General features: G+C 71.5%; 15 protein-coding genes and 2 tRNA genes. 4 read left to right on the forward strand and 13 right to left on the reverse strand.

Annotation, left to right across the window (positions count from 1 at the left end; genetic code table 11):
• Positions 1-131 precede the first annotated feature (131 nt).
• Both dnaJ and hrcA read right to left on the reverse strand, forming a co-directional pair.
• Complete coding sequence (gene dnaJ / locus HCN56_RS04265; RefSeq protein WP_167968114.1) at positions 132-1259, reverse strand: molecular chaperone DnaJ; 1128 nt, start codon at positions 1257-1259, stop codon at positions 132-134.
• Complete coding sequence (gene hrcA / locus HCN56_RS04270; protein WP_167968115.1) at positions 1260-2276, reverse strand: heat-inducible transcriptional repressor HrcA; 1017 nt, start codon at positions 2274-2276, stop codon at positions 1260-1262.
• A gap of 221 nt (positions 2277-2497) precedes the next feature.
• On the opposite strand from hrcA, the gene HCN56_RS04275 reads away from it, so the two are divergent.
• On the forward strand, positions 2498-3214 hold the full coding sequence (locus HCN56_RS04275; RefSeq protein WP_167968116.1) for an MBL fold metallo-hydrolase: 717 nt from the start codon (positions 2498-2500) through the stop codon (positions 3212-3214).
• Between the two features lie 54 nt (positions 3215-3268).
• The gene (locus HCN56_RS04280) at positions 3269-4096 is read left to right on the forward strand and encodes a DUF3097 domain-containing protein (RefSeq protein ID WP_167968117.1); all 828 of its coding nucleotides are present in this window, start codon (positions 3269-3271) and stop codon (positions 4094-4096) included.
• Positions 4097-4271: 175 nt separating this feature from the next.
• On the opposite strand, the gene hemW is transcribed toward HCN56_RS04280, so the two are convergent.
• The 3 genes from hemW to lepA all read right to left on the reverse strand — a co-directional run bounded on the left by hemW (position 4272) and on the right by lepA (position 10046).
• On the reverse strand, positions 4272-5513 hold the full coding sequence (hemW, locus tag HCN56_RS04285) for a radical SAM family heme chaperone HemW (RefSeq protein WP_167968118.1): 1242 nt from the start codon (positions 5511-5513) through the stop codon (positions 4272-4274).
• A 204-nt stretch (positions 5514-5717) separates the two neighbouring features.
• Complete coding sequence (locus tag HCN56_RS04290) at positions 5718-7562, reverse strand: AMP-dependent synthetase/ligase (RefSeq protein ID WP_167968133.1); 1845 nt, start codon at positions 7560-7562, stop codon at positions 5718-5720.
• 618 nt (positions 7563-8180) lie between these two features.
• Positions 8181-10046 (reverse strand): translation elongation factor 4, encoded by a 1866-nt coding sequence (lepA, locus tag HCN56_RS04295; protein WP_167968119.1) that lies wholly within the window; start codon positions 10044-10046, stop codon positions 8181-8183.
• A gap of 287 nt (positions 10047-10333) precedes the next feature.
• On the opposite strand from lepA, the gene rpsT reads away from it, so the two are divergent.
• Entirely contained in the window at positions 10334-10600 is a 267-nt protein-coding gene (gene rpsT / locus HCN56_RS04300; RefSeq protein ID WP_167968120.1) for a 30S ribosomal protein S20, read from the forward strand.
• 336 nt (positions 10601-10936) lie between these two features.
• Here rpsT and holA read toward each other — a convergent pair whose 3' ends face one another.
• The gene (gene holA, locus HCN56_RS04305) at positions 10937-11944 is read right to left on the reverse strand and encodes a DNA polymerase III subunit delta (RefSeq protein WP_167968121.1); all 1008 of its coding nucleotides are present in this window, start codon (positions 11942-11944) and stop codon (positions 10937-10939) included.
• A 46-nt stretch (positions 11945-11990) separates the two neighbouring features.
• Between holA and HCN56_RS04310 the strand changes: the two genes are divergently transcribed.
• On the forward strand, positions 11991-12236 hold the full coding sequence (locus HCN56_RS04310; protein ID WP_167968122.1) for a hypothetical protein: 246 nt from the start codon (positions 11991-11993) through the stop codon (positions 12234-12236).
• A 131-nt stretch (positions 12237-12367) separates the two neighbouring features.
• Here HCN56_RS04310 and HCN56_RS04315 read toward each other — a convergent pair whose 3' ends face one another.
• The 7 genes from HCN56_RS04315 to HCN56_RS04345 form a co-directional block, all read right to left on the reverse strand.
• The gene (locus HCN56_RS04315) at positions 12368-14797 is read right to left on the reverse strand and encodes a ComEC/Rec2 family competence protein (protein WP_167968123.1); all 2430 of its coding nucleotides are present in this window, start codon (positions 14795-14797) and stop codon (positions 12368-12370) included.
• Positions 14798-15091: 294 nt separating this feature from the next.
• Positions 15092-16147, reverse strand: coding sequence for a ComEA family DNA-binding protein (locus HCN56_RS04320; protein WP_209312340.1), 1056 nt, complete (start codon positions 16145-16147; stop codon positions 15092-15094).
• A gap of 215 nt (positions 16148-16362) precedes the next feature.
• Complete coding sequence (locus HCN56_RS04325) at positions 16363-17208, reverse strand: DegV family protein (RefSeq protein WP_167968124.1); 846 nt, start codon at positions 17206-17208, stop codon at positions 16363-16365.
• Between the two features lie 29 nt (positions 17209-17237).
• A complete protein-coding gene (locus HCN56_RS04330; protein WP_209312341.1) occupies positions 17238-17870 on the reverse strand; it encodes a hypothetical protein in 633 nt (210 codons plus the stop codon).
• A gap of 307 nt (positions 17871-18177) precedes the next feature.
• Complete coding sequence (gene leuS / locus HCN56_RS04335) at positions 18178-21024, reverse strand: leucine--tRNA ligase (RefSeq protein ID WP_167968125.1); 2847 nt, start codon at positions 21022-21024, stop codon at positions 18178-18180.
• Positions 21025-21264: 240 nt separating this feature from the next.
• A tRNA-Ala gene (locus HCN56_RS04340) sits at positions 21265-21337 on the reverse strand.
• 39 nt (positions 21338-21376) lie between these two features.
• A tRNA-Ala gene (locus HCN56_RS04345) sits at positions 21377-21449 on the reverse strand.
• Positions 21450-21551: the final 102 nt, after the last annotated feature.

A 21551-nucleotide genomic window follows, 5' to 3' on the forward strand; every position in this document is an offset into this window, starting at 1 on the left:
CGGACACAGGCGGGTCGCCGCGGGGACCGCGTCCGTACGACCGGCACCGGGGTCGCCGCGCGCGGTGGCCGGCAGGGGGGCGGCGCAGCCGCGCCGGGGCCGTCACCGTGTGCCGGCCCCGGCGCAGCCCGTCAGCGACCGTTGAACGCGTCCTTCAGCCTGCTGAAGAGGCCCTGCTGGCCGGGCTGGAACTGTCCGGAGGGGCGCTCCTCGTCCCGCAGCTCGGCGAGCTTCCGCAGCAGTTCCTCCTGCTCCGCGTCGAGCTTCTGCGGGGTCTGCACCTCGACGTGCACGATGAGGTCGCCGCGCCCGTTGCCCCGCAGATGCGTCACGCCGTGGCCGTGCAGCGGGATCGACTGCCCGGACTGCGTGCCGGGACGGATGTCGACCTCCTGCATGCCGTCCAGCGTCTCCAGCGGTACCTGCGTGCCGAGCGCAGCCGCGGTCATCGGAACCGTCACCGTGCAGTGCAGGTCGTCGCCGCGCCGCTGGAACATGTCGTGCTGCTTCTCGCGGATCTCCACGAAGAGATCGCCGGGCGGGCCGCCACCGGGGCCGACCTCGCCCTCACCGGCGAGCTGAATCCGGGTGCCGTTGTCCACACCTGCGGGGATCTTCACCGTCAGCGTCCGCCGGGAACGCACCCGACCGTCGCCCGCGCACTCCGGGCAGGGCGTCGGCACCACGGTGCCGAACCCCTGGCACTGCGGGCAGGGCCGCGAGGTCATGACCTGGCCGAGGAACGACCGCGTGACCTGCGACACCTCGCCGCGCCCGCGGCACATGTCGCACGTCTGTGCCGAGGTCCCCGGAGCGGCACCTTCGCCGTCGCAGGTCTTGCAGATGGTGGCCGTGTCGACCTGGATCTCCTTCGTGGTCCCGAAGGTCGCCTCCTTGAGGTCGATCTCCAGGCGGATCATGGCGTCCTGACCACGACGGGTCCGCGACTTCGGGCCGCGCTGCGCGGCGGTCCCGAAGAACGCGTCCATGATGTCGGAGAAGTTCCCGAAGTTGCCGCCGAACCCGGCCTGCCCGGCCGCGCCCCCCATGGGGTCGCCGCCGAGGTCGTACATCTGCTTCTTCTGCGGGTCGGAGAGCACCTCGTACGCGGTGTTGATCTCCTTGAAGCGCTCCTGCGTCTTCGGGTCGGGGTTCACGTCCGGGTGCAGCTCACGCGCCAGCCGGCGGAACGCCTTCTTGATCTCGTCCTGTGAGGCGTCCCGCTGCACGCCAAGGACCGCGTAGTAGTCAGTCGCCACTTATTTCTCCGCGAGAATCTGTCCGACGTACCGTGCCACCGCGCGCACGGCTCCCATCGTTCCGGGGTAATCCATCCTGGTCGGTCCGACCACGCCGAGCTTCGCCACGGCCTCGTCCCCAGAACCGTAGCCGACGGTCACGATCGACGTGGAGGTCAGCCCCTCGTGGGCGTTCTCCCGGCCGATGCTCACCGTCATCTCGGGGTCGTTGGCCTCACCCATGAGCCGGAGCATGACCACCTGCTCCTCCAGCGCCTCCAGCACCGGCCGGATCGTCAGCGGGAAGTCGTGGCCGAAGCGCGTCAGGTTGGCGGTACCGCCGATCATCAGTCGCTCCTCCGTCTCCTCCACCAGTGTCTCCAGCAGTGTGGACAACACCGTCTGGACCAGGCCACGGTCGTCGGTGTCGAACGACTCCGGGAGGTCCAGCACCAGACGCGGAACCTCGGTGAAGCGCTGCCCCGCCACCCGGGCGTTCAACCGTGCCCGCAGCTCCGCGAGCGAGGTGTCACCGAACGGCGCGGGACAATCCACCACCCGCTGCTCCACGCGACCGGTGTCGGTGATCAGCACCAGCATCACCCGTGCGGGCGCCAGGGAGAGCAGTTCGACGTGGCGAACCGTCGAGCGGGACAGCGACGGGTACTGGACGACGGCGACCTGCCGCGTCAGCTGCGCCAGCAGCCGTACCGTCCTACCGACGACGTCGTCCAGGTCGACCGCGCCGTCCAGGAAGTTCTGGATCGCGCGGCGCTCCGGCACGGAGAGCGGCTTGACGTCGGCCAGTTTGTCGACGAAGAGCCGGTAGCCCTTGTCGGTGGGCACCCGGCCGGCGCTGGTGTGGGGCTGCGCGATGTAGCCCTCGTCCTCCAGTACCGCCATGTCGTTGCGCACCGTGGCGGGCGAGACCCGCAGGTCGTGCCGTTGTGTGAGCGCCTTGGAACCCACCGGCTCCTCGGTCCCCACGTAGTCCTGGACGATCGCCCGCAGCACCTCAAGCCTGCGTTCACTCAGCATGCCGCGCACCTCCCGTCCGGCGTCTCCGCTCGATATCCTGGCACTCGCGGGGCACGAGTGCCAGGTCTCTGGATCAGTGTACGGCCGGGCGGCGCCATCGGGTAAAGGGCTGCCCGGAGTTCTGGGACGTTCCCGGGCCGCGGCCGCCCTCCCCGCCGCCGGCATGGCCGCGCTGCGCCCCGCGGTGCCGCGCCGTCACGCCCTGAGGCTACTGTCCCCGCATGGAGCGCAGCTGGGAAGAGCCGGCACCGGGAGTGGTACGCACGCGGCTGCCGGGGTGGGACGAGACGGTCGGCGTCGTCGTCGGGACCGAGGCGGCCCTGATGGTCGACGCCGGCCCGGACACGGCGACCGCCGCCGCGCTGCTGCGGGAGGTGGCGGCGCGATTCGCGCGGCCCGTCCGGCACCTCGCCCTCACCCACCTCCACTTCGACCACGTCCTGGGAGCTTCCGCCGTCCCGGCCGCGACCCGGTACGCGGCGACCGGCGCCCGCGGCCTCCTCACTCCGGCGGGGCTCGCCGCCCTCGTCGCCGACGCGACCGCCCACGGCGCCGGCGGCGAACGGGCCCGGCGCGACGCCGCCGCCCTCGCGTCCGCCGGGGTCGACGTCGAGGTCGACGGAGCGCTCACCGTCGACCTCGGCGGACGCAGCGTCGTCCTGGCAGCGGCCGGCCCGGGACACACCGGTTCCGACCTCGTCGTCCACGTACCCGATGCCGGCCTCGTCTTCTGCGGCGACCTCGTCGAGGAGTCCGGCGACCCCCAGGCGGGCCCCGACGCCCATCCCGCCCGCTGGCCCGCCGCGCTCGACGGGCTCCTCGCGCTCGGCGGCCCCTCGGCACGCTACGTGCCGGGGCACGGCGCCATCGTGGACGCCGCCTTCGTCCGCACCCAACGCGACTCCCTGGCACGGCGCTTCGGCGCCGACACGCGGTGATGCGGGCTCGGCGGAAAGCCCCTCGTGCGGTCGGCGGCCAGTAAGCTCTGGCCGGTGCGCAGCAGACAGTACGGCCCCGACCTGACACCGCCGTGGAAGCGGAAGAGGCCGCCGGCGCCCGAGGTGCCGGCCGACCCCGACCTCGTCGTCGAGGAGGTCGTCACCGGTTTCTGCGGCGCGGTGGTGCGGTGCGAGAAGACCGCGCAGGGCCCAACCGTCACGCTGGAGGACCGCTTCGGCAAGCACCGGGCGTTCCCAATGGAACCGCGCGGGTTCCTGCTCGACGGCACCCCGGTGACACTCGTGCGGCCCGCGACCCGGCCGAGCGCCACGGGGCCGGCGCGCACCGCCTCCGGTTCGGTCGCCGTCCCCGGAGCACGTGCCCGCGTCGCACGGGCAGGCCGCATCTACGTCGAAGGGCGCCACGACGCCGAACTCGTCGAACGGGTCTGGGGCGACGACCTCCGCATCGAGGGCGTCGTCGTCGAGTACCTGGAGGGCGTGGACGACCTGCCGGCCATCGTCGAGGCGTTCGGGCCCGGGCCGGACGCCCGACTGGGCGTGCTCGTCGACCACCTGGTGCCGGGGTCGAAGGAGTCGCGCATCGCCGCGCAGGTCACCGATGTCCACACCCTGGTGGTCGGACACCCCTACATCGACATCTGGGAGGCGGTGAAACCCGCCTCGGTCGGCATCGACGCCTGGCCCCGCGTCCCCCGCGGCCAGGACTGGAAACGCGGAGTGTGCCGGACACTCGGCTGGCCCGACAACACCGGCGCCGCCTGGCAGCGGATCCTCGGATCGGTCCACTCGTACAAGGACCTGGAGCCGGCCCTGCTGGGGCGGGTCGAAGAACTCATCGACCACGTGACCGCGCCCTGACCGGCCCCGCGGCAGCAGGACGCGGGACGGCCCGGCACCGGCAGCGCAGCGGGGCCCCTCGAACCCGAGCGGCAGCTGGCCCTCGCCGCCGCGCGGCACGGCAGACGCCCCGGCGACCCGCCGGGGGCGGGCGGCGCACCGGCGGGGAGGCGGAGATCCGCGGCACGCCGAAGCGTCAGTCGACCATGTCCCGTACCAGGGCGTCGGCGAGGAGACGGCCCCGCAACGTCAGCACCGCCCGGCCCCGCCGGTGGTCGGCCTCCGCCAACAGCCCCTCCCCCACCGCCCGCCGGGCGACAGCCGCGCCGGCGGGCTTCAGCAGGTCGAGCGGACAGCCGCCCGCGAGCCGCAGTTCGAGCATGATCCGCTCGACCCGGCGGTCCTCCGCGGAGAGCACCTCACGTCCCACCCCCGGTGACCTGCCCTCCCCCAGGGAGCGGGCGTACGCGGCGGGATGCTTGCCGTTCCACCACCGCACCCCGCCCACGTGGCTGTGCGCCCCGGGGCCCGCACCCCACCAGTCGGCGCCCCGCCAGTACAGGTCGTTGTGGCGACAGCGGGCCGCGTCGGACGTGGCCCAGTTCGACACCTCGTACCAGGAGAAGCCCGCGGCGGACAGCGCGTCCTCGGCCAGCAGGTAGCGGTCGGCGTGCTGGTCGTCGTCGGTCGGCTCGATCTCGCCGCGCCGGATGCGTCGCGCCAGCCCCGTGCCGTCCTCCACGATCAGGGCATACGCGGAGATGTGGTCCGGCCCGGCGCCGAGGGCCGCGTCCAACGTCGCGCGCCAGTCGTCGTCGCTCTCCCCCGGCGTGCCGTAGATGAGGTCCAGGTTGACGTGGTCGAACCCCGCGGCGTGGGCCTCCGCGACGCAGGCCTCCGGGCGGCCGGGGGTGTGGGTCCGGTCGAGGACCTGCAGGACATGGGGTCGGGCCGACTGCATCCCGAACGAGACGCGGGTGAAGCCTCCGGCGCGCAGTTCCGCCAGGTAGGCGGGGTCCACCGAGTCCGGGTTGGCCTCGGTGGTCACCTCAGCCCCGTCGGCGAGCCCGAACTCGTCCCTGATCGCGGCAACCGCCTTCACGAGATCGGCGGCGGGCAGCAGCGTCGGGGTCCCGCCGCCGACGAAGACGGTCTCGACCGGCCGGGGGTCCTCGCCGAGCACGGTGCGCGCCAGCCGCACCTCGGCGACCAGGTTGTCGGCGTAGCTGTCACGGGAGGCCAGCACGGCATCGGCACCGGAGCCGATGCGGAGCTCGGACGCCGTGTAGGTGTTGAAATCGCAGTACCCGCACCTGCTGGCGCAGTAGGGGACGTGCAGGTAGAAGCCGAGGGGGCGGTCGGCGCTGTGCTGCAGGGCGTGGGACGGGAGGGAACCGTCGGCAGGCACGGCTTCGCCGTCGGGCAGAGCGGAGGGCATGGCGTCCATTGTCCCGCATCCCGTCGCTGCGCCGACGGGATGCAGCCGGGAGGGGCTGCCCGGCGGGCGCGGCGGGGCGGGCGCGGCAGCGCCCGGGACGGTGCGGCAGGTCGGTCGGGCTGCGGGTCGGTGCGGCTGCGGGAACCGGGCGGATGTCGTCCGGCACGCCTCTGGTCCCACGGGCGGCAGTCCGTGCCCGGGCGGTCAGGCGCTCCTGCTGCCTTTGTACATCCCGTCGATCAGGTCGCGGTACTCCCGCTCCACCACCGGGCGCTTGAGCTTGAGGCTCGCGGTCAGCTCGCCGTGCTCCACGTCGAGGTCGCGCGGCAGCAGGCGGAACCGCTTGATCGTCTGCCACTTTTGCAGGCCGGCGTTGAGCTGCGTGACGTACCCGTCGACCATGGCGACGGTGCGCGGGTCGGCCACGACGGACGCGTAGGAGCGCCCCGCCATGCCGTTCTCAGCGGCCCAGGCCGAGATCGACGGCTCGTCCAGGGCGATCAGCGCCGAGCAGAAGTTCCGGCTCGCGCCGATCACCAGCACGTTCGACACGTAGGGGCAGACGGCCTTGAAACGCCCCTCGATCGCCGTGGGCGCGACGTACTTCCCCCCGGAGGTCTTGAAGAGGTCCTTCTTGCGGTCCGTGATGCGCAGGTACCCGTCGTCGGAGAGTTCGCCGATGTCCCCGGTGTGGAGCCAGCCGTCCGCCTCCAGCGCCTCGGCCGTCCGCTCCGGCAGGTTGTGGTAGCCCTCCATGATCCCGGGCCCCCGCAGCAGCACCTCGCCGTCCTCCGCGATCCGCACCTCCAGGCCGGGCAGCGCCTTCCCGACGGTGCCTGTCCGGTTGGCGCCCACGGGGTTGACGAAGTTCGCCGCGCTGGACTCCGTCAGCCCGTACCCCTCGAAGATGTGGATGCCCGCGCCGGAGAAGAAGTAGCCGATCTCCGGCGCCAGCGCCGCCGACCCGGAGATACAGCCGCGCATCCGCCCACCGAAGCGCTCCCGCAGCTTGGCGTAGACCAGCTTGTCGGCGACGGCGTGTTTGACGCGCAGCGCGGCGGGCGCATGGGCGACCCCGGTACGTCGGAGGCTCTCCTGAGTGACGCGGCCGTACTCCTTCGCGACCTCCGCCGCCCAGAGGAATACCCTGTGCTTGGCGCCGCCCGCCTCCTCGGCCTTGTTCGCGGCACCGTTGTAGACCTTCTCGAAGATGCGCGGCACGGCGGCCATGTAGGTGGGGCGCACCACGGGCAGGTTCTCGATGATCCGGTCGACACGGCCATCCACGGCCGAGGTGTGCCCCACCGTGAGCTGACCCGCCAGCAGTACCTTGCCGAAGACGTGGGCGAGCGGCAGCCACAGGTACTGGACGTCGTCGGCGCGCAGCAACCGCACACCGTCGATGGCATACCCCATGTAGGACCACGCGTCGTGACGCAGCCGCACGCCCTTGGGCCGGCCGGTGGTGCCGGAGGTGTAGATCAGGGTCGCGAGCTGGTCGGGCGCCAGTGAGGCGACGGAGTCCCGGATGCTCGCCGGGTGGTCGGCCAGGTGACTCCGCCCCCGGGCGAGGAGGGCGTCCAGCGACAGCACCCAGCCGTCCGGATCGCCGTCGGCGGGGACCGCGTCCTGCGCCTCGAGTACCACCACGTGCGCAAGGCCCGGCAGTTCACGGCGATGTGCGCGGACCTTCGCGAGCTGGGTGGCGTCCTCGGCTATCAGGACTTGGCTGTCGGAGTCCCCCAGAATGAAGGCGGCCTCCTTCGCGTCGGTCTGCGGGTAGACCGTGGTCGTCGCGCCTCCGGCACAGAGGACTGCCAGGTCGCACAGGATCCAGTCCACCCGGGTGCTGGAGGCGATGGCGACACGTTCCTCGGCGCGCAGCCCGAGCGCCAGGAGCCCTGCGGCGATCGCGTACACCCGGTCGGCCGCCTCGGCCCAGGTGTAGCTCCGCCACATGTCGGGACCCCCGTCCGGCGCAGGCACCGGGTAGCGATAGGCCTCCTTCTCCGGTGTCGCCTCCACCCGTTCGAGAAACAGATGCGCCATCGAGGGCGGTCGGTTCTCGATCGAGTGATGCTGCTCGCTCACGACGTCCTCCTGCTCGGCGCCCCACAGGTGCTGCTCTGCAGGTGACTGCAGGTGGCGCTCACCTTAGAGCGCGCCGGAGCCGGGCGTAAGGGTGTGAACGTCGAGAGATCACGGCGTGGTGCGCCGGTGTCACCGGGACACCCCGACCTCGCCACGACCGCCGGTCGGGTGGCTGGTTGTGGTCCTCATCGCGGAGTGCTGAGCACTCGGTGCCGGCGGAGCGGCCCGAGTGGGGTGGGCGGGCCGGGGTGAACGGTGCGGGGCCAGGCGGGGTGTAAGGGGCGCACACCCGGCGTGTGCCGAGCCCCGCGGGGCCGTCTGCGACCCCGTCGGCATGCTCACGGGTAAGCACGCTCACGGGTAAGGGGAGGCGAGGGGCCGCGTCACCTCACGGCCTGCCGCGGCGGTGCGCCCGGCATTGGGGGCGTTCTCGGGGCGACGGATACGGTCGGCGTCCGCCCCGGGGCCGCGCCGCCGTGTGCCAGGGCTGAGGGCGCGGGCGCTCCGTCGGGCACACCAGCGGGCCGACCCCCGGCGCGGCGGCCCCGTCGGCACAGGGGCCGCCACCGGCTGACGCTACTTCTTGCCCTTGGACTCCGACGGTCCGTCGGAGTCCGAGGAGAGCGCGGCGATGAACGCTTCCTGGGGGACCTCGACCCGGCCCACGACCTTCATCCGCTTCTTGCCTTCCTTCTGCTTCTCCAGCAGCTTCCGCTTGCGGGAGATGTCACCGCCGTAGCACTTGGAGAGCACGTCCTTGCGGATGGCCCGCACCGTCTCCCGCGCGATGACCCGCGAACCGACGGCCGCCTGGATCGGCACCTCGAACTGCTGCCGGGGAATGAGCTCGCGGAGCTTGGTGGCCATGCGCACTCCGTAGGCGTACGCCTTGTCCTTGTGGACGATCGCGGAAAAGGCGTCGACTTTGTCACCGTGGAGGAGGATGTCCACCTTGACCAGGTCCGCCGCCTGCTCGCCCGTGGGCTCGTAGTCCAGTGACGCGTAGCCGCGGGTCTTGGACTTCAGGGCGTCGAAGAAGTCGAAGACGATCTCGGCGAGCGGCAGGCTGTACCGCAGCTCCACGCGGTCCTCGGAGAGGTAGTCCATGCCCTGCAGGGAACCGCGTCGCGTCTGGCAGAGCTCCATGATCGCGCCGATGAACTCGCTCGGGGCGATCAGCGTGGCGCGGACCACCGGCTCCCGGACCTCGTCGATCTTGCCCGAGGGGAACTCGCTGGGGTTGGTGACGGTGTGCTCGGTGCCGTCCTCCATGGTCACGCCGTAGACGACGTTCGGCGCGGTCGCGATCAGGTCCAGACCGAACTCACGCTCCAGCCGCTCACGCACCACCTCGAGATGCAGCAGGCCGAGGAAGCCGACGCGGAACCCGAAGCCCAGCGCTGCCGAGGTCTCCGGCTCGTAGGAGAGCGCGGCATCGTTGAGCTGCAGCTTGTCGAGCGCGTCCCGCAGGTCCGGGTAGTCCGAGCCGTCCAGCGGGTACAGCCCGGAGAAGACCATGGGCTTCGGGTCCTTGTAGCCGCCGAGCGCCTCGGTGGCCCCGCCCTTCATGAGCGTGATGGTGTCGCCGACCCGGGACTGCCGGACGTCCTTGACGCCGGTGATCAGGTAGCCCACCTCGCCCACGGCGAGGCCGGCGGCGGCGGTCATCTCCGGCGAGTTGGTACCGATCTCCAGCAGCTCGTGGGTGGCGCCGCTGGACATCATCTGGATGCGCTCCCGCTTGCCCAGACGCCCGTCGACGACCTTCACGTAGGTGACGACCCCCCGGTAGGAGTCGTAGACCGAGTCGAAGATCATCGCCCGCGCCGGGGCTTCCGCGACACCGACGGGCGCCGGCACCTTGCGGACGACCTCGTCCAGCAGCTCGGCGACACCCTCGCCGGTCTTGGCGGACACCTTCAGGACGTCCGAGACGTCGCACCCGATGAGGTGCGCGAGCTCCGCGGCGAACTTCTCCGGCTGCGCAGCCGGAAGGTCGATCTTGTTCAGCACCGGGATGATCGTGAGGTCGTTCTCCATCGCCAGGTACAGGTTGGCGAGAGTCTGCGCCTCGATACCCTGCGCGGCGTCTACGAGAAGGACGCACCCTTCGCAGGCGGCCAGGGACCGCGAGACCTCGTAGGTGAAGTCGACGTGCCCCGGGGTGTCGATCATGTTGAGGATGTGCGAGGTGTCGTCGAGATCCCACGGCAGCCGCACGGCCTGGGACTTGATCGTGATGCCGCGTTCCCGCTCGATGTCCATCCGGTCGAGGTACTGGGCACGCATCTGGCGCTGCTCGACCACCTCGGTCAGTTGCAGCATCCGGTCGGCAAGCGTGGACTTGCCGTGGTCGATGTGCGCGATGATGCAGAAGTTACGGATAACGGCCGGGTCGGTGCGGCTCGGCTCCGGCGCATTCGAAAGGGTCGTCGCGGGCACGCGGGGTCCTGTCCGGTGAAGGCTCGATGATTCGGGGCACTGGCGTTGAGTGGCCCCATCGTCCCATGCCGCGCGGACAACGGTCCGCCGGGGAAGCGGCGCCCGGGCCGCCGGAACACCTGCCGTACGGCCGATTGTGACCGGCACCCTGCCCGCTGGTAGTCTGACCGACTGTGCTGCCGACCGTTCCGGCCGGGCGCACGGGCGGACAGTGAGTCGGAAAAGATCGACACCGACGCGCAGGTCCACCACCCCAGTAACTCTTCCGAACCTGAAAAGGCTCATTCGTGGCGAACATCAAGTCCCAGATCAAGCGGATCAAGACCAACGAGAAGGCCCGCCTGCGCAACAAGGCGGTCAAGTCCGAGCTGAAGACCGCCGTGCGCGCCACCCGTGAGGCCATCGCCTCCGGTGACGCCGACAAGGCCGCCGCCGCCGCGCGCATCGCCGGCCAGAAGCTCGACAAGGCCGTCAGCAAGGGTGTTCTGCACAAGAACAACGCCGCCAACAAGAAGTCGGCGCTGGACTCGCAGGTCGCCGCGCTCAAGGCCTGACACACCGCTTGTCCGTCGGCCCGGACCCAGCGGCCCCTCTCTCCGCTCCGGTCGGCAATCCCCGCACCGCACACGCCCGACGTTCGCCACGTGGGTGCGGTGCGACACAGCAGAAGTGCTTCGAGCCCCGTACCACTCCACCCCGAGCGGTACGGGGCTCTCGGCTGTTCAGACAGCGGGCGCGGCCCCAGGCGGAGGCCAACCGGGGCTGCGCCCGCCGGTTACAAGACACGGCCTCGGGGAGACGCCCACCACCCTTTGCGGTCGTCCGGGACGCGGTGGGTCACGGGGCCGGCGGCTCGGGACCGTTTCCTCCGGCTGCGGAGCTGCGCCGGTTCAGCCCCGGGGGACGCCTGTGGATCGGGCGGTGGCAATGGTCACGACGGCCTTTTCCAGCGCGTAGGCGGGATCGTCACCGCCACCCTTGACGGCCGCGTCCGCCTCTGCGACGGCTCGGATGGCGGCCGCGACTCCGTCGGGCGTCCATCCGCGCAGCTGCTGGCGTACCCGGTCGATCTTCCACGGCGGCATACCGAGCTCGCGAGCGAGTTCACCGGGAGACAACCGAGGTGCGGCGGCGAGCTTGCCGATGGCTCGGACACCTTGGGACAGGGCGCTGGTCACGAGGACCGGCGCCACTCCGGTCGCCAGCGACCACCGCAGCGCTTCGAGGGCTTCCGCGGTCTTCCCTTCCACCGCCCTGTCGGCGACGGTGAAGCTGGACGCCTCCGCTCGCCCGGTGTAGTACCGGGCCACGACGGCTTCGTCGATGGCTCCGTCGATGTCGGCCCCGAGCTGACTGCAGGCTGAGGCGAGCTCACGGAGATCGCTGCCGATCGCGTCCACCAACGCCTGGCACGCGCCGGGGGTGGCACTTCGGCCGGCGCTGCGGAACTCGTTGCGGACGAACGCGAGGCGGTCCGCCGGCTTGGTCATCTTCGGGCAGGCGACCTCTCGCGCGCCGGCTTTGCGCGCGGCGTCGAGAAGGCCTTTGCCCTTGGCCCCGCCGGCATGCAGGAGAACCAGCGAGATGTCCTCTACGGGTGCCGAAAGGTAGCTCTTGACGTCCTTGACGGTGTCCGCTCCAAGATCCTGCGCCTGACGCACGACGACGACCTTGCGCTCCGCGAAAAGGGAGGGGCTGATGACCTCGGTCAGCACTCCGGGTTGCAGGGCGCCCGGGGGAAGGTCCCGGACATCCGTGTCGGGGTCGGTCGTGCGGGCGGCATCGACGACTTCTCGTACCGCGCGGTCCAGCAGCAGTTCCTCCTGTCCGACCGCCACTGTCACCGCGGCGAGCGGATCGTCACTGCGTTTGCCTGTGGTCTGCTTCTTTCCTGCCATCGGGGCCAGCATCCCATGGCCCCACGACAGTGGGGACAATGAGCGGGTGACCGACCTACGACACATCCTGGTGCTGCCGGACAGGGAGACCGCCGAAACAGTGGCCGAACAGTGCACCGAGTTCTTGCGCGCCGGCGGTGAGCCGGAACTGCACCGTGAGGCGCTCGCCGGCGAGGACGACGCGGAGGACGCCCAGTGGCTCGTCGTTCTCGAGGAGCCTCGCGAAGGCCTCGACGAGGAGGGGCTCGCCGCGCTTGCCGAGGCCCACGGCGGCTGGTTGGAGCGGGACTGACCCACCGGGTGCCCGCAGAGCCGCGGTCGGCCGTGGCCGACCGCCGGAGGCCACGGCTGGCGCGGGCGCAGGTGCATGCGGTGCAGGTCCCGCCCCGCCCCGCGCCGGGCGACCCGCGAGCATGCGGATGGTCACCTTGTGGAGATCGTCGCGGCGCCGTCCGTCGTGATCGCGAGAGAGCCGTGCAGGTCCGTTCGAAGAACGGTGGCTCCGGCCTGCTCCAACGTCGCCAGTGTGCGCGGATCGGGGTGGCCGTACGAGTTGTCCGCGCCTGCCGACACGATCGCCCAGCGGGGTCTCAGCAGCCGAAGGAGGTCGTCCTCCTGGTAGGCGGACCCGTGGTGGGGCACCTTGAGGACGTCGACCGTGGGAAGCGCGGGGTGAGCGGCGATCAGTCGTTGCTGCGCCGCGGGCTCCAGGTCGCCCGGCAGCAGCACGGTGAGGCCGGCTGTGCGAACGAGGAGCGTCACACTGGCGTCGTTGGCGTTCGCCATCGTCTCGTGGGGCGGGGGCCACAGCACCTCCCATGCGAGGTCGTGGCCCACCGCTCCCTGGTCCCCCGCTGTCGCTGCCTGCACGGGGACGCCGAACTTCGCGGCCGTCGACTCGACCTCGCGGACCTGCGACTCCGGTTGTCGGGTCGCCGTCGTGTGGATGACGCCGACCGACCTCCCGTCCAGGACCCCCGGCAGCCCGGCGACGTGATCGGCGTGGAAGTGGCTGAGGACGACCACGGGGATGTGTCGTACCCCCAGTGCTCTCAGGCAGTCGTCCATCGCTCGCGGGTCGGGCCCGGCGTCCACGACGACGGCCCGTCCCGGTCCCGCCGCCAGCACCGTGGCGTCGCCTTGGCCCACGTCGCACGCCACTACGCGCCAGCCCTGTGGTGGCCAGCCGGTGAGCCACTGTTCCAGAGGTTGGGGGCGCAGTGCCGCCAAGAGCAGCAGCAGGGCGCAGATTGCCGCGGTCCACGGTCGGTGGCGCAGCCTGCGGACGAGCACGATGAGGGCGACGCTCAGAACGGTCAGGAGTGCCGCGCCCCACCACCCGTCCGGCCAGCGAAACTCCGCGCCAGGCAGCGACGCTCCCGTTCGAGCGACGGTGGCGATCCACCGTGCGGGCCAGGAGGCCAGCCACGCGAGCGCCTGGGCGAGGGGCAGGGCGACGGGCGCCGCCATCATCGCCGCCCAGCCGAGTACCAGCACCGGGGCGAAGGCCAGCTCGGCCAGCAGGTTGGCCGGCACCGCCACCAGACTGACGCGCGCGGAGAACACGGCCACCACCGGCGCACACACCAGCTGCGCGGCCAGCGCCACCGCCAGCCCCTCGGCGAGCCGGGGCGGTGCGCCCCTGCGCTGCAGCGCGAGGCTCCATTTCGGGGCGATGATCAGGAGAGCTGCTGTCGCCAGCACCGACAGCAGGAAGCCGAAGGACTGGGCGTGCGTCGGGTCGTACAGGATGAGGAGCAGCGCGGCGGCTGCGAGCGCCGGCAACAGGGACCTGCGGCGTCCGGTCGCCACCGCCAGGAGTGCGATCGCCCCGCAGACCGCGGCCCTCAGCACGCTGGGGCCCGGTCGGCAGAGGATGACGAATCCGATCACCACGGCGCCGCCGATCACCGCCGTGGCGCGCAGTGGGAGTCCGAGCCTCGCCACGATCCCGCCGCGTTCCGCGCGGGACGCCGTGGTCGGAGTTCCGATCACCACTGCGAGAAGCAACGACAAGTGCGCACCCGAGACGACGATCATGTGCGTCAGATCGGTCGCCCGCACGGCTTCGTCGAGGTCGTCCGGCACCTGGGACGCGTCCCCGACGATCAGCGCGGGGAGCAGGCCCTTCGGGTCGTCCGGGAGGCCGGCGACGGCCATCCGGAGTCGTTCGCGGAGCGCCCCCGCCAGCCGCTGGACCGTTGTCGGGTCGCCGATCGTCTGGGGCGGGGCCGCTCCCCGGACGAAGAGCACCGCGGCGATGTCCGCGCCGCTGCCGGTCGGTGGTGCCGCCCGGGCCGTGAGCTTCAGCCGGGTCGTCGGCAGGAGGCGCTGCCAGGCCTCGTCCGGTTGGGAGACGATCAGCAGGGTCGGGGTACGGATTTCCGTGGAACCCTCCTCGGCGGTGGTCAGGAGGTCCGCTGTCGCCGTGATCAGGAGCGGTCGGGTCCAGGCGCCCGGCTTCGGTCGTGCCATCCGCGGGTCGCCGGTGACGGTCACCTCCACCTCGACGAGCGCTTCCCGTTCCGCCAGGAGCGGGAGGGGGCCCGAGCGCGCCGCGGCCGAGTGGAGTGCGGCGGAGGTCCCCCCGGCCGCCGCGGCCAGCATGGCCAGGGTGGCCGTGACGGTGAGCGCCCGTCTCGTCCTCAGGGCCGGGACCGCGAGAGCGAGCACTCCGAGCCACGTCGCCACGACCAGGAGCGTCGTGCTCCCGGTGGGGAGTTCGAGGCCCAGGGCCGCTGCCACCCATGCGGAGATCGCCGGTGGCACGAGTCGAAGGTCGAGCGCCTGAGGCTCCCGGGACTTCGGGAACGCCCCCTGCTCGGCGTGGTGCGGGCCTCGCGTGTCGTCCATGGGCGGTCGTTCCGGTGGGAGTGGTGGGAGTGACTGCGGCTGTCCGGAGTGCCGCAAGACGCCCCGCCTGCCGGCGGGCTCGGGGAGGCTCGTCGCGGCCCGAGGGCGGAGGTGAGGTCGCCGCGATGGTGACGGTGACCGTCACCGAGAGAAGGGCGGCGGCCCGAGTGGGAGGCTGAAGGAGTGGCCCGCCCCGGGGTGCAGCGGGACGAGGCCGCCCGTGGCGCTTCCGGCGCCTCCGCTTCGGGTGGTCGCTCCTGGGCGAGAGCGGCTCGTCCGAGGTCAGGTGGCCGGTCACAGCACCACCCGGTCGCGCAGGTCGGCGAGGCGGGTCTCGCCGATGCCGGATACCGCGATCAGCTGCTCCACGGAGGTGAACTGCCCGTGCTGCTCACGGTGGGCGACGATGTTGCCTGCCAGGACAGGGCCGACTCCGGGCAGTTCTTCGAGGTCGGATGCGTTTGCCGTGTTGAGTCGGACCTTTCCCTGGCTGTCGAAGCCCTGGTGCGGGGCGGCCGCCGTCGGACCACCGCCCGGCGGGAGATCGCCGCCCACGACGACATGCTCGCCGTCCGTGAGCGGCCGGGCCCGGTTGATGAGGGCGGTATCCGCGCCTGGTACCGGACCACCTGCGGCGTCGATGGCATCGCCCACCCGGGACCCCGGTGGGAGGGTCCGGAGTCCGGGCTCCACGACGTCTCCGGCCACATCGACGACCAGGGAGGCTTCCGACGCCGCGCCCTGCTGGTCGGCCGTTTCGGACATCGGAGAGGTGGTGGGCCCGGTCGCGGGTGCGGCCTCAGGGGCTGCGGCGGCGGCGACCGCTCCCCCGGCCGGGTCGACGCCCTGGGGCCGTCCCGTCCAGTAGTGGTGGACGGCGAAGCCGACAGCGATCGCGACGACGACGCCCGCAGCCGCCAGGGTGCGGGGTTCGACCCGGCAGCGAGGCAGCACCCACCCGCTCAGGGCGTCCTGGCAGGCCAGCCTCGCCCTCAGCGCGACAGGGAGCCGGTTCTTCTGAGGCTCGCGGTCGCCCGTGAGGTCGGGCTCCTTGAGGGGAGGTGAGGTGCTCGGGGGCTGCTGTGGGGTGACCGCCGCGGGATCTGCGAGTTCGGCCACCTCGCTCGGGGCGTCCATGATCGCGTGTGCGGGGCGACTCGTGGTGCCGGGTGGCTCGGCCGGGGTCGGTTCAGCCGCTCGACCGGCGCTCACGCGGGCGAGCGTCGAGTTCTCGGGGTTGGGCAGAAGGGCGGAGGCCCGGGTGCGGGCGCGCGCCAGTTGCATGTCGGCCCGGCGGCGCCTGCCGCCTCGCCCCGGGCCACGCGTCTCGAAGGGAGTGCGAGATGTCATGACGCGAGACCCTAGAGATCCCGGCGCTACCGAGGGTGATCATGCGCTGTCCCTGTGGACAAGTCAGTGGGTGTGGATAACTCGGCCACCCTTTCGGGTGACTTGCCCGCGTCGAGCGCCGACTGCGTGCAGTATGGAGAACGAGAGGCGAAACGGCGTCGGCGCCCCGGCGCCCATGCGCCCCGAACGAGAAGCTTGCCCCACCGCACCGACGGTCACCGCGGTGCGGTGATGACTCCCACCAGCCCCGGCCCCGTGTGGGCCCCCAGCACGGCACCGACCTCACCGATGTGAAGCGAGGCCAGCCCGGGCAGCCTCCGACGGAGCCGCTCGGCGAGCTCATTCGCCCGGTCGTCTGCCGCGAGGTGCTGCACGGCCACCTCTACCTCCGCCGAGCCCGCATGCTCGACGACCAGCTCCTCAAGGCGGGCGAGCGCCCGGCCGGCCGTCCGCACCTTCTCTCGCAGCTCGATCCGTCCGTCCCGCATCTCCAGGAGGGGCTTCACCGCGAGAGCGGAACCGAACAGTGCTTGGGCGGCGTTGATGCGGCCGCCACGGCGAAGGTGGTCGAGTGTGTCGACGTAGAAGTGGGCGCGGGTGGCGGCTGCCCGGCGGCGGGCCGCCTCGGCGGCCTCCTCGGCTCCGGCTCCGGCCTCCACGGCGGTGGCCGCGGCGAGCACACCGAAGCCGAGCGCCGCGGCAATGGTCCCGCTGTCGATGACGTGGACCGGTACGGGCGCCCGCTCCGCCGCGACCACGGCGGCGTCCCAGGTCCCCGAGATCTCCGAGGAGAGGTGCACGGACACGATGGCGGATGCCCCGTGCTCGGCTGCGGCACGGTAGGCCCGGGCGAACATCTCGGGGCCGGGCCGGGAGGTGGTGACCGCCAGACGCGCGCGCAGCGCCGGCACCAGGGCCGCTGCCGCCTCAGGCGTGCCGTCCTCGATGGGCGAGCCGTCCACCACGACGGTCAGGGGTACCGAAACGATTCCATGGCGCTCCACGTCGACCCGCTCCAGGTAGGCGGTGGAGTCGGTGATGACGGCGACAGAACGGCACATGGAACCGGAGGATACGGCAGGGCCGGATGTCACTCCGCCCCGGTCTCGCGGCCTGTTCCTCTCCGGCGGAACAGCTGGCGGCGTTCCGGCTCGGGATCGAGCTCGCGCTCGGGTTCCCCGTCCGACGAGGCCGGCGACCAGTGGCGCAACGCGCTCGCTTCGATCTCGATCTGCTGATGCAGGGAGTCGAGTTCGCCTCGGTCGTAGTGGTGGGCCCGGTCGAGGGCGGCGTTGCGGAGGGCGTCGGCCGAACCCCTGATGCGCGCGCTTCGTTCGCGCAGGTCGGGAAGACGCGCTGCGATGCGTGCCCGGTCGGGCTCGCCCTGCATCAGGTCACCCAGTTCGGTGTCGAGGTGACGCGCGTGGCCGTGCAGCTGGGCCAAGAGGTCCAGCGCCTCGCGCAGCGAAGGGTCCTCCTGCGAGCCGGCTTCGAGTGCACCGCGTGTCGAGTCGATCGATCCGCGCAGTTCCCTGCGGAGGCGGGCCAGTTCTCCGATCGCGCCCGGCTGTGCGGCGCGGGCCTTGAGTGTCGCCTCGCCCAGAGTGCGGCGCGCGTGGACCCCGGCGCGCTCGATCCCCCGCTTGGTGGCGCGTACCGCGGCCACCGCCAGGAAAACGAACAGCAGAAAGGACACCACCAGCACGCCGAGCACGATCTCCATGACTGCCCCTCCGGTACCTTCCCTCGTCTGTCGCGCACGGCACCGACCGCGTTGTCCGCGGTCGGTGCCGCCGACAAGCCTGCCCGGCCCGTCTCGCGTCCTGTCCAGGGTAGGCGCACGGGGCGTCTTCCCGCCGAGGGCGGGGGCGGCAGATGCTGTCGACGCGGAAGTGAGCTGCCCGCGTGCGGCTGAGCCGACTCCGGGCAGCCCTCCGCCTCCGCACGGTGGCTGCCGGCGGGCCGGACACGCGGGCGGGTGCCCGGGCCCGCCAGCCGGCGGCGGTGGGCCCGGGTACGGGGCGCGGGTCTCAGCCCGGCACGATGTTGACCAGCTTGGGTGCGCGGACGATGACCTTGCGTACGGATGCCCCGTCGAGTGCGCGGATCACCGCGGGCTCGGCCAGAGCGGCGGCCTCCAGGTCGGCGTCGCTGATGGACGGCGCGACGTCGAGACGTGCCTTGACCTTGCCCTTGATCTGGACGACGCAAGTGACGCTCTCGTCGGCGGCGAGGGCGGGGTCGGCGACGGGGAACGGGTGGTACACCACGGAGTCGCTGTGCCCCAGACGCTGCCAAAGCTCCTCGGCGACGTGGGGCGCGAGCGGTGCGATCAGCAGCACCAGTGTCTCGGCGGTCTCCCGCGACACCGGGGTGCCGGAGACAGCCGCCTTCGTGACGAGGTTGTTCAGCTCGGTGATCTTGGCGATGGCGGTGTTGAACCGCAGCGCCTCGAGGTCTCGGCCGACCCCGTCGATCGCCTTGTGCAGCGCGCGCAGAGTCGGCTCGTCGGGCGCTGCGTCGACGACGGTGACCTGGCCGGTCTCCTCGTCCAGCACGTTGCGCCACAGCCGCTGGAGCAGACGGAACTGTCCGACGACGGCACGGGTGTCCCAGGGCCGGGAGACGTCGAGCGGGCCCATCGCCATCTCGTAGAGCCGGAGGGTGTCCGCCCCGTACTCGGCGCAGACCTCGTCGGGCGAGACCGCGTTCTTCAGGGACTTGCCCATCTTGCCCAGTTCACGACGGACCGGCTTGCCGTCGTGAACGTACCCGCCGTCGCGCTCCTCGACCTCGGCCGCCGGGACCGGGAAGCCGCGTTCGTCGCGGTACACGTACGCCTGGATCATGCCCTGGTTGTACAGCTTGTGGAACGGCTCCACAGCGGAGACGTGTCCCAGGTCGTACAGGACCTTCGACCAGAAGCGGGCGTACAGCAGGTGGAGAACGGCGTGCTCGGCACCTCCGATGTAGAGGTCGACGCCGCCGTGCGGGCGGTCGGCTCGCGGGCCCATCCAGTGCTCTTCGATCCCGCGGTCGACCGGGGCGCTGTCGTTGTGCGGGTCGAGGTAGCGCATCTCGTACCAGCAGCTGCCGGCCCAGTTGGGCATGGTGTTGGTCTCGCGGCGGTACCGGCGTACGCCGCGGCCGTCGCCGAGGTCCAGGTCGACGTGGACCCACGCGTCGTTGCGGGACAGCGGGGTCTCGGGCTCGGTGTCGGCGTCGTCCGGTTCGAACGTCCGCGGGGAGTAGTCGTCGACCTCGGGCAGTTCCAGCGGCAGCATCGACTCGGGCAGCGCGTGGGCGATGCCGTCCTCGTCGTAGACGATCGGGAAGGGCTCGCCCCAGTAGCGCTGCCGGCTGAAGAGCCAGTCACGGAGCCGGTAGTTGATGGTGCCTTCACCGAGGCCGGCGGTCTCGAGGTGGGCGATGACGGTGCGCTTGGCCTCTTCCACACCCATGCCGTCGAGATCGATACCGGGGCCCGAGGAGTTGATGGCGGGCCCGTCGCCCGTGTAGGCGCCGCCGTCGAAGTCCGCGGGGGGCTGGACGGTCCGCACGATCGGGAGGTCGAAGACGGTGGCGAAATCCCAGTCCCGCGGGTCCTGGCCGGGGACCGCCATGATGGCACCGGTGCCGTAGCCCATCAGGACGTAGTCCGCGACGAAGACGGGCACCGATTCGCCGTTCACCGGGTTGACGGCGAAGGCGCCGGTGAAGACACCGGTCTTCTCCCGGGACTCCGCCTGCCGCTCGACGTCGGACTTGGCCGCGGCCTGGGCGCGGTACGCGGCGACGGCCTCGGCTGGCGTCGCGTGGCCGCCGGTCCACGGCTCGCGGGTCGCCTGGGGCCACGCGGCTGGGACGATCCGGTCGACGAGGGGGTGCTCGGGGGCCAGGACCATGTAGGTGGCGCCGAACAGGGTGTCGGGCCGGGTGGTGAAGACCGTCACGGTCTCCTCGGCGCCGTCGGCAGCGGTCGTCGGGAAGTCGACGCGGGCTCCCTCGCTGCGGCCGATCCAGTTCCGCTGCTGCAGTTTGATCGCCTCGGGCCAGTCCAGCGCGTCGAGGTCGTCGATCAGTCGGTCGGCATAGGCGGTGATGCGCATGTTCCACTGGCGCAGCTTCGCCTTGAAGACGGGGAAGTTGCCGCGTTCGGAGCGCCCGTCGGCGGTGACCTCCTCGTTCGCGAGGACCGTCCCGAGTCCGGGGCACCAGTTGACGGGCGCGTCGGAGGCGTAGGCGAGTCGGTAGCCGCCCAGGACGTCGGCGCGCTCCCGTTCGGTCAGCTCCGCCCAGGCCCGGTCGCCGGGCACGGAGCGCCGACCCTGCTCGAACTCCTCGACCAGGTCGGCGATGGGGCGGGCCCGCCGCGCGGCTTCGTCGTACCAGGAGTTGAAGGTCTGCAGGAAGATCCACTGGGTCCACTTGTAGTAGCCCGGATCGATCGTCTCGAAGGAGCGGCGCTTGTCGTGGCCCAGCCCGAGTCGCCGCAGCTGCGCCTTCATGTTGGCGATGTTGGCCTCGGTCGACACCCGGGGGTGGGTGCCGGTCTGCACGGCGTACTGCTCGGCGGGCAGGCCGAAGGCGTCGAAGCCGAGGGTGTAGAGCACGTTGTGCCCGGTCATGCGCATGAAGCGGGAGTAGACGTCGGTGGCGATGTAGCCCAGCGGGTGGCCGACGTGAAGGCCCGCACCCGAGGGGTACGGGAACATGTCCATCACGAACTTGGTGGGGCGGGCGGCGAGTTCCGGGTCACCGGCGAGGTCGCCGAACGGGTTGGGCGTCTCGTACGTGCCGTGCTTCTCCCAGTAGTCCTGCCAGCGTGCCTCGATGTCCGCCGCCAGCTCGGCTCCGTACTTGTGGATCTGGGTCATCGTTGTGTGGCTCCATCGTTGTGTCTGCCCCGGACAGCAAAAAGCCCCCCGCTCAGGAGGGGACGCCGCGCTGATGCCGCCGGCCCGCCGATCTCGTGGCGGGTGGTGCGGTGCTCTGTCAGCGCGGCCCGGTAAGCAGGAGGCGTACGGCACGCATGCCGTCAGCCTAGCGCACCGCCCAAGACGCCGGGCACAGCGAGGCGGGCCGCCCGATTCCTCGGACGGCCCGCCTCGATCCTGTGGAGCTAAGGAGAATCGAACTCCTGACCTCTTGCATGCCATGCAAGCGCTCTACCAACTGAGCTATAGCCCCTTGCCTGACTCACCCACATCGTTCCCTGTGGGAAGTCCGTGGAGCTAAGGAGAATCGAACTCCTGACCTCTTGCATGCCATGCAAGCGCTCTACCAACTGAGCTATAGCCCCGGATCTGGTCCGCCTCGCCGACCTCTGGTTTCCCGGGGTCCGCGCTGCGGCGTCGCCTACTGTACACGGCTCTCGGGGTCCCATGCCAAATCCTTGATCCCC

Source organism: Streptomyces lonarensis (assembly GCF_012033735.1).
In the GTDB taxonomy this organism is placed as follows: domain Bacteria; phylum Actinomycetota; class Actinomycetes; order Streptomycetales; family Streptomycetaceae; genus Streptomyces; species Streptomyces lonarensis.

Bases quoted from the DNA above. Each gene is read 5' to 3' on its own strand.
- hrcA (WP_167968115.1), bottom strand. From the start codon at position 2,276: ATGCTGAGTGAACGCAGGCTTGAGGTGCTGCGGGCGATCGTCCAGGAC.
- HCN56_RS04275 (WP_167968116.1), top strand. From the start codon at position 2,498: ATGGAGCGCAGCTGGGAAGAGCCGGCACCGGGAGTGGTACGCACGCGG.
- hemW (WP_167968118.1), bottom strand. From the start codon at position 5,513: ATGCCCTCCGCTCTGCCCGACGGCGAAGCCGTGCCTGCCGACGGTTCC.
- HCN56_RS04290 (WP_167968133.1), bottom strand. From the start codon at position 7,562: ATGGCGCATCTGTTTCTCGAACGGGTGGAGGCGACACCGGAGAAGGAG.
- holA (WP_167968121.1), bottom strand. From the start codon at position 11,944: ATGGCAGGAAAGAAGCAGACCACAGGCAAACGCAGTGACGATCCGCTC.
- HCN56_RS04315 (WP_167968123.1), bottom strand. From the start codon at position 14,797: ATGGACGACACGCGAGGCCCGCACCACGCCGAGCAGGGGGCGTTCCCG.
- HCN56_RS04320 (WP_209312340.1), bottom strand. From the start codon at position 16,147: ATGACATCTCGCACTCCCTTCGAGACGCGTGGCCCGGGGCGAGGCGGC.
- HCN56_RS04325 (WP_167968124.1), bottom strand. From the start codon at position 17,208: ATGTGCCGTTCTGTCGCCGTCATCACCGACTCCACCGCCTACCTGGAG.
- HCN56_RS04330 (WP_209312341.1), bottom strand. From the start codon at position 17,870: ATGGAGATCGTGCTCGGCGTGCTGGTGGTGTCCTTTCTGCTGTTCGTT.
- leuS (WP_167968125.1), bottom strand. From the start codon at position 21,024: ATGACCCAGATCCACAAGTACGGAGCCGAGCTGGCGGCGGACATCGAG.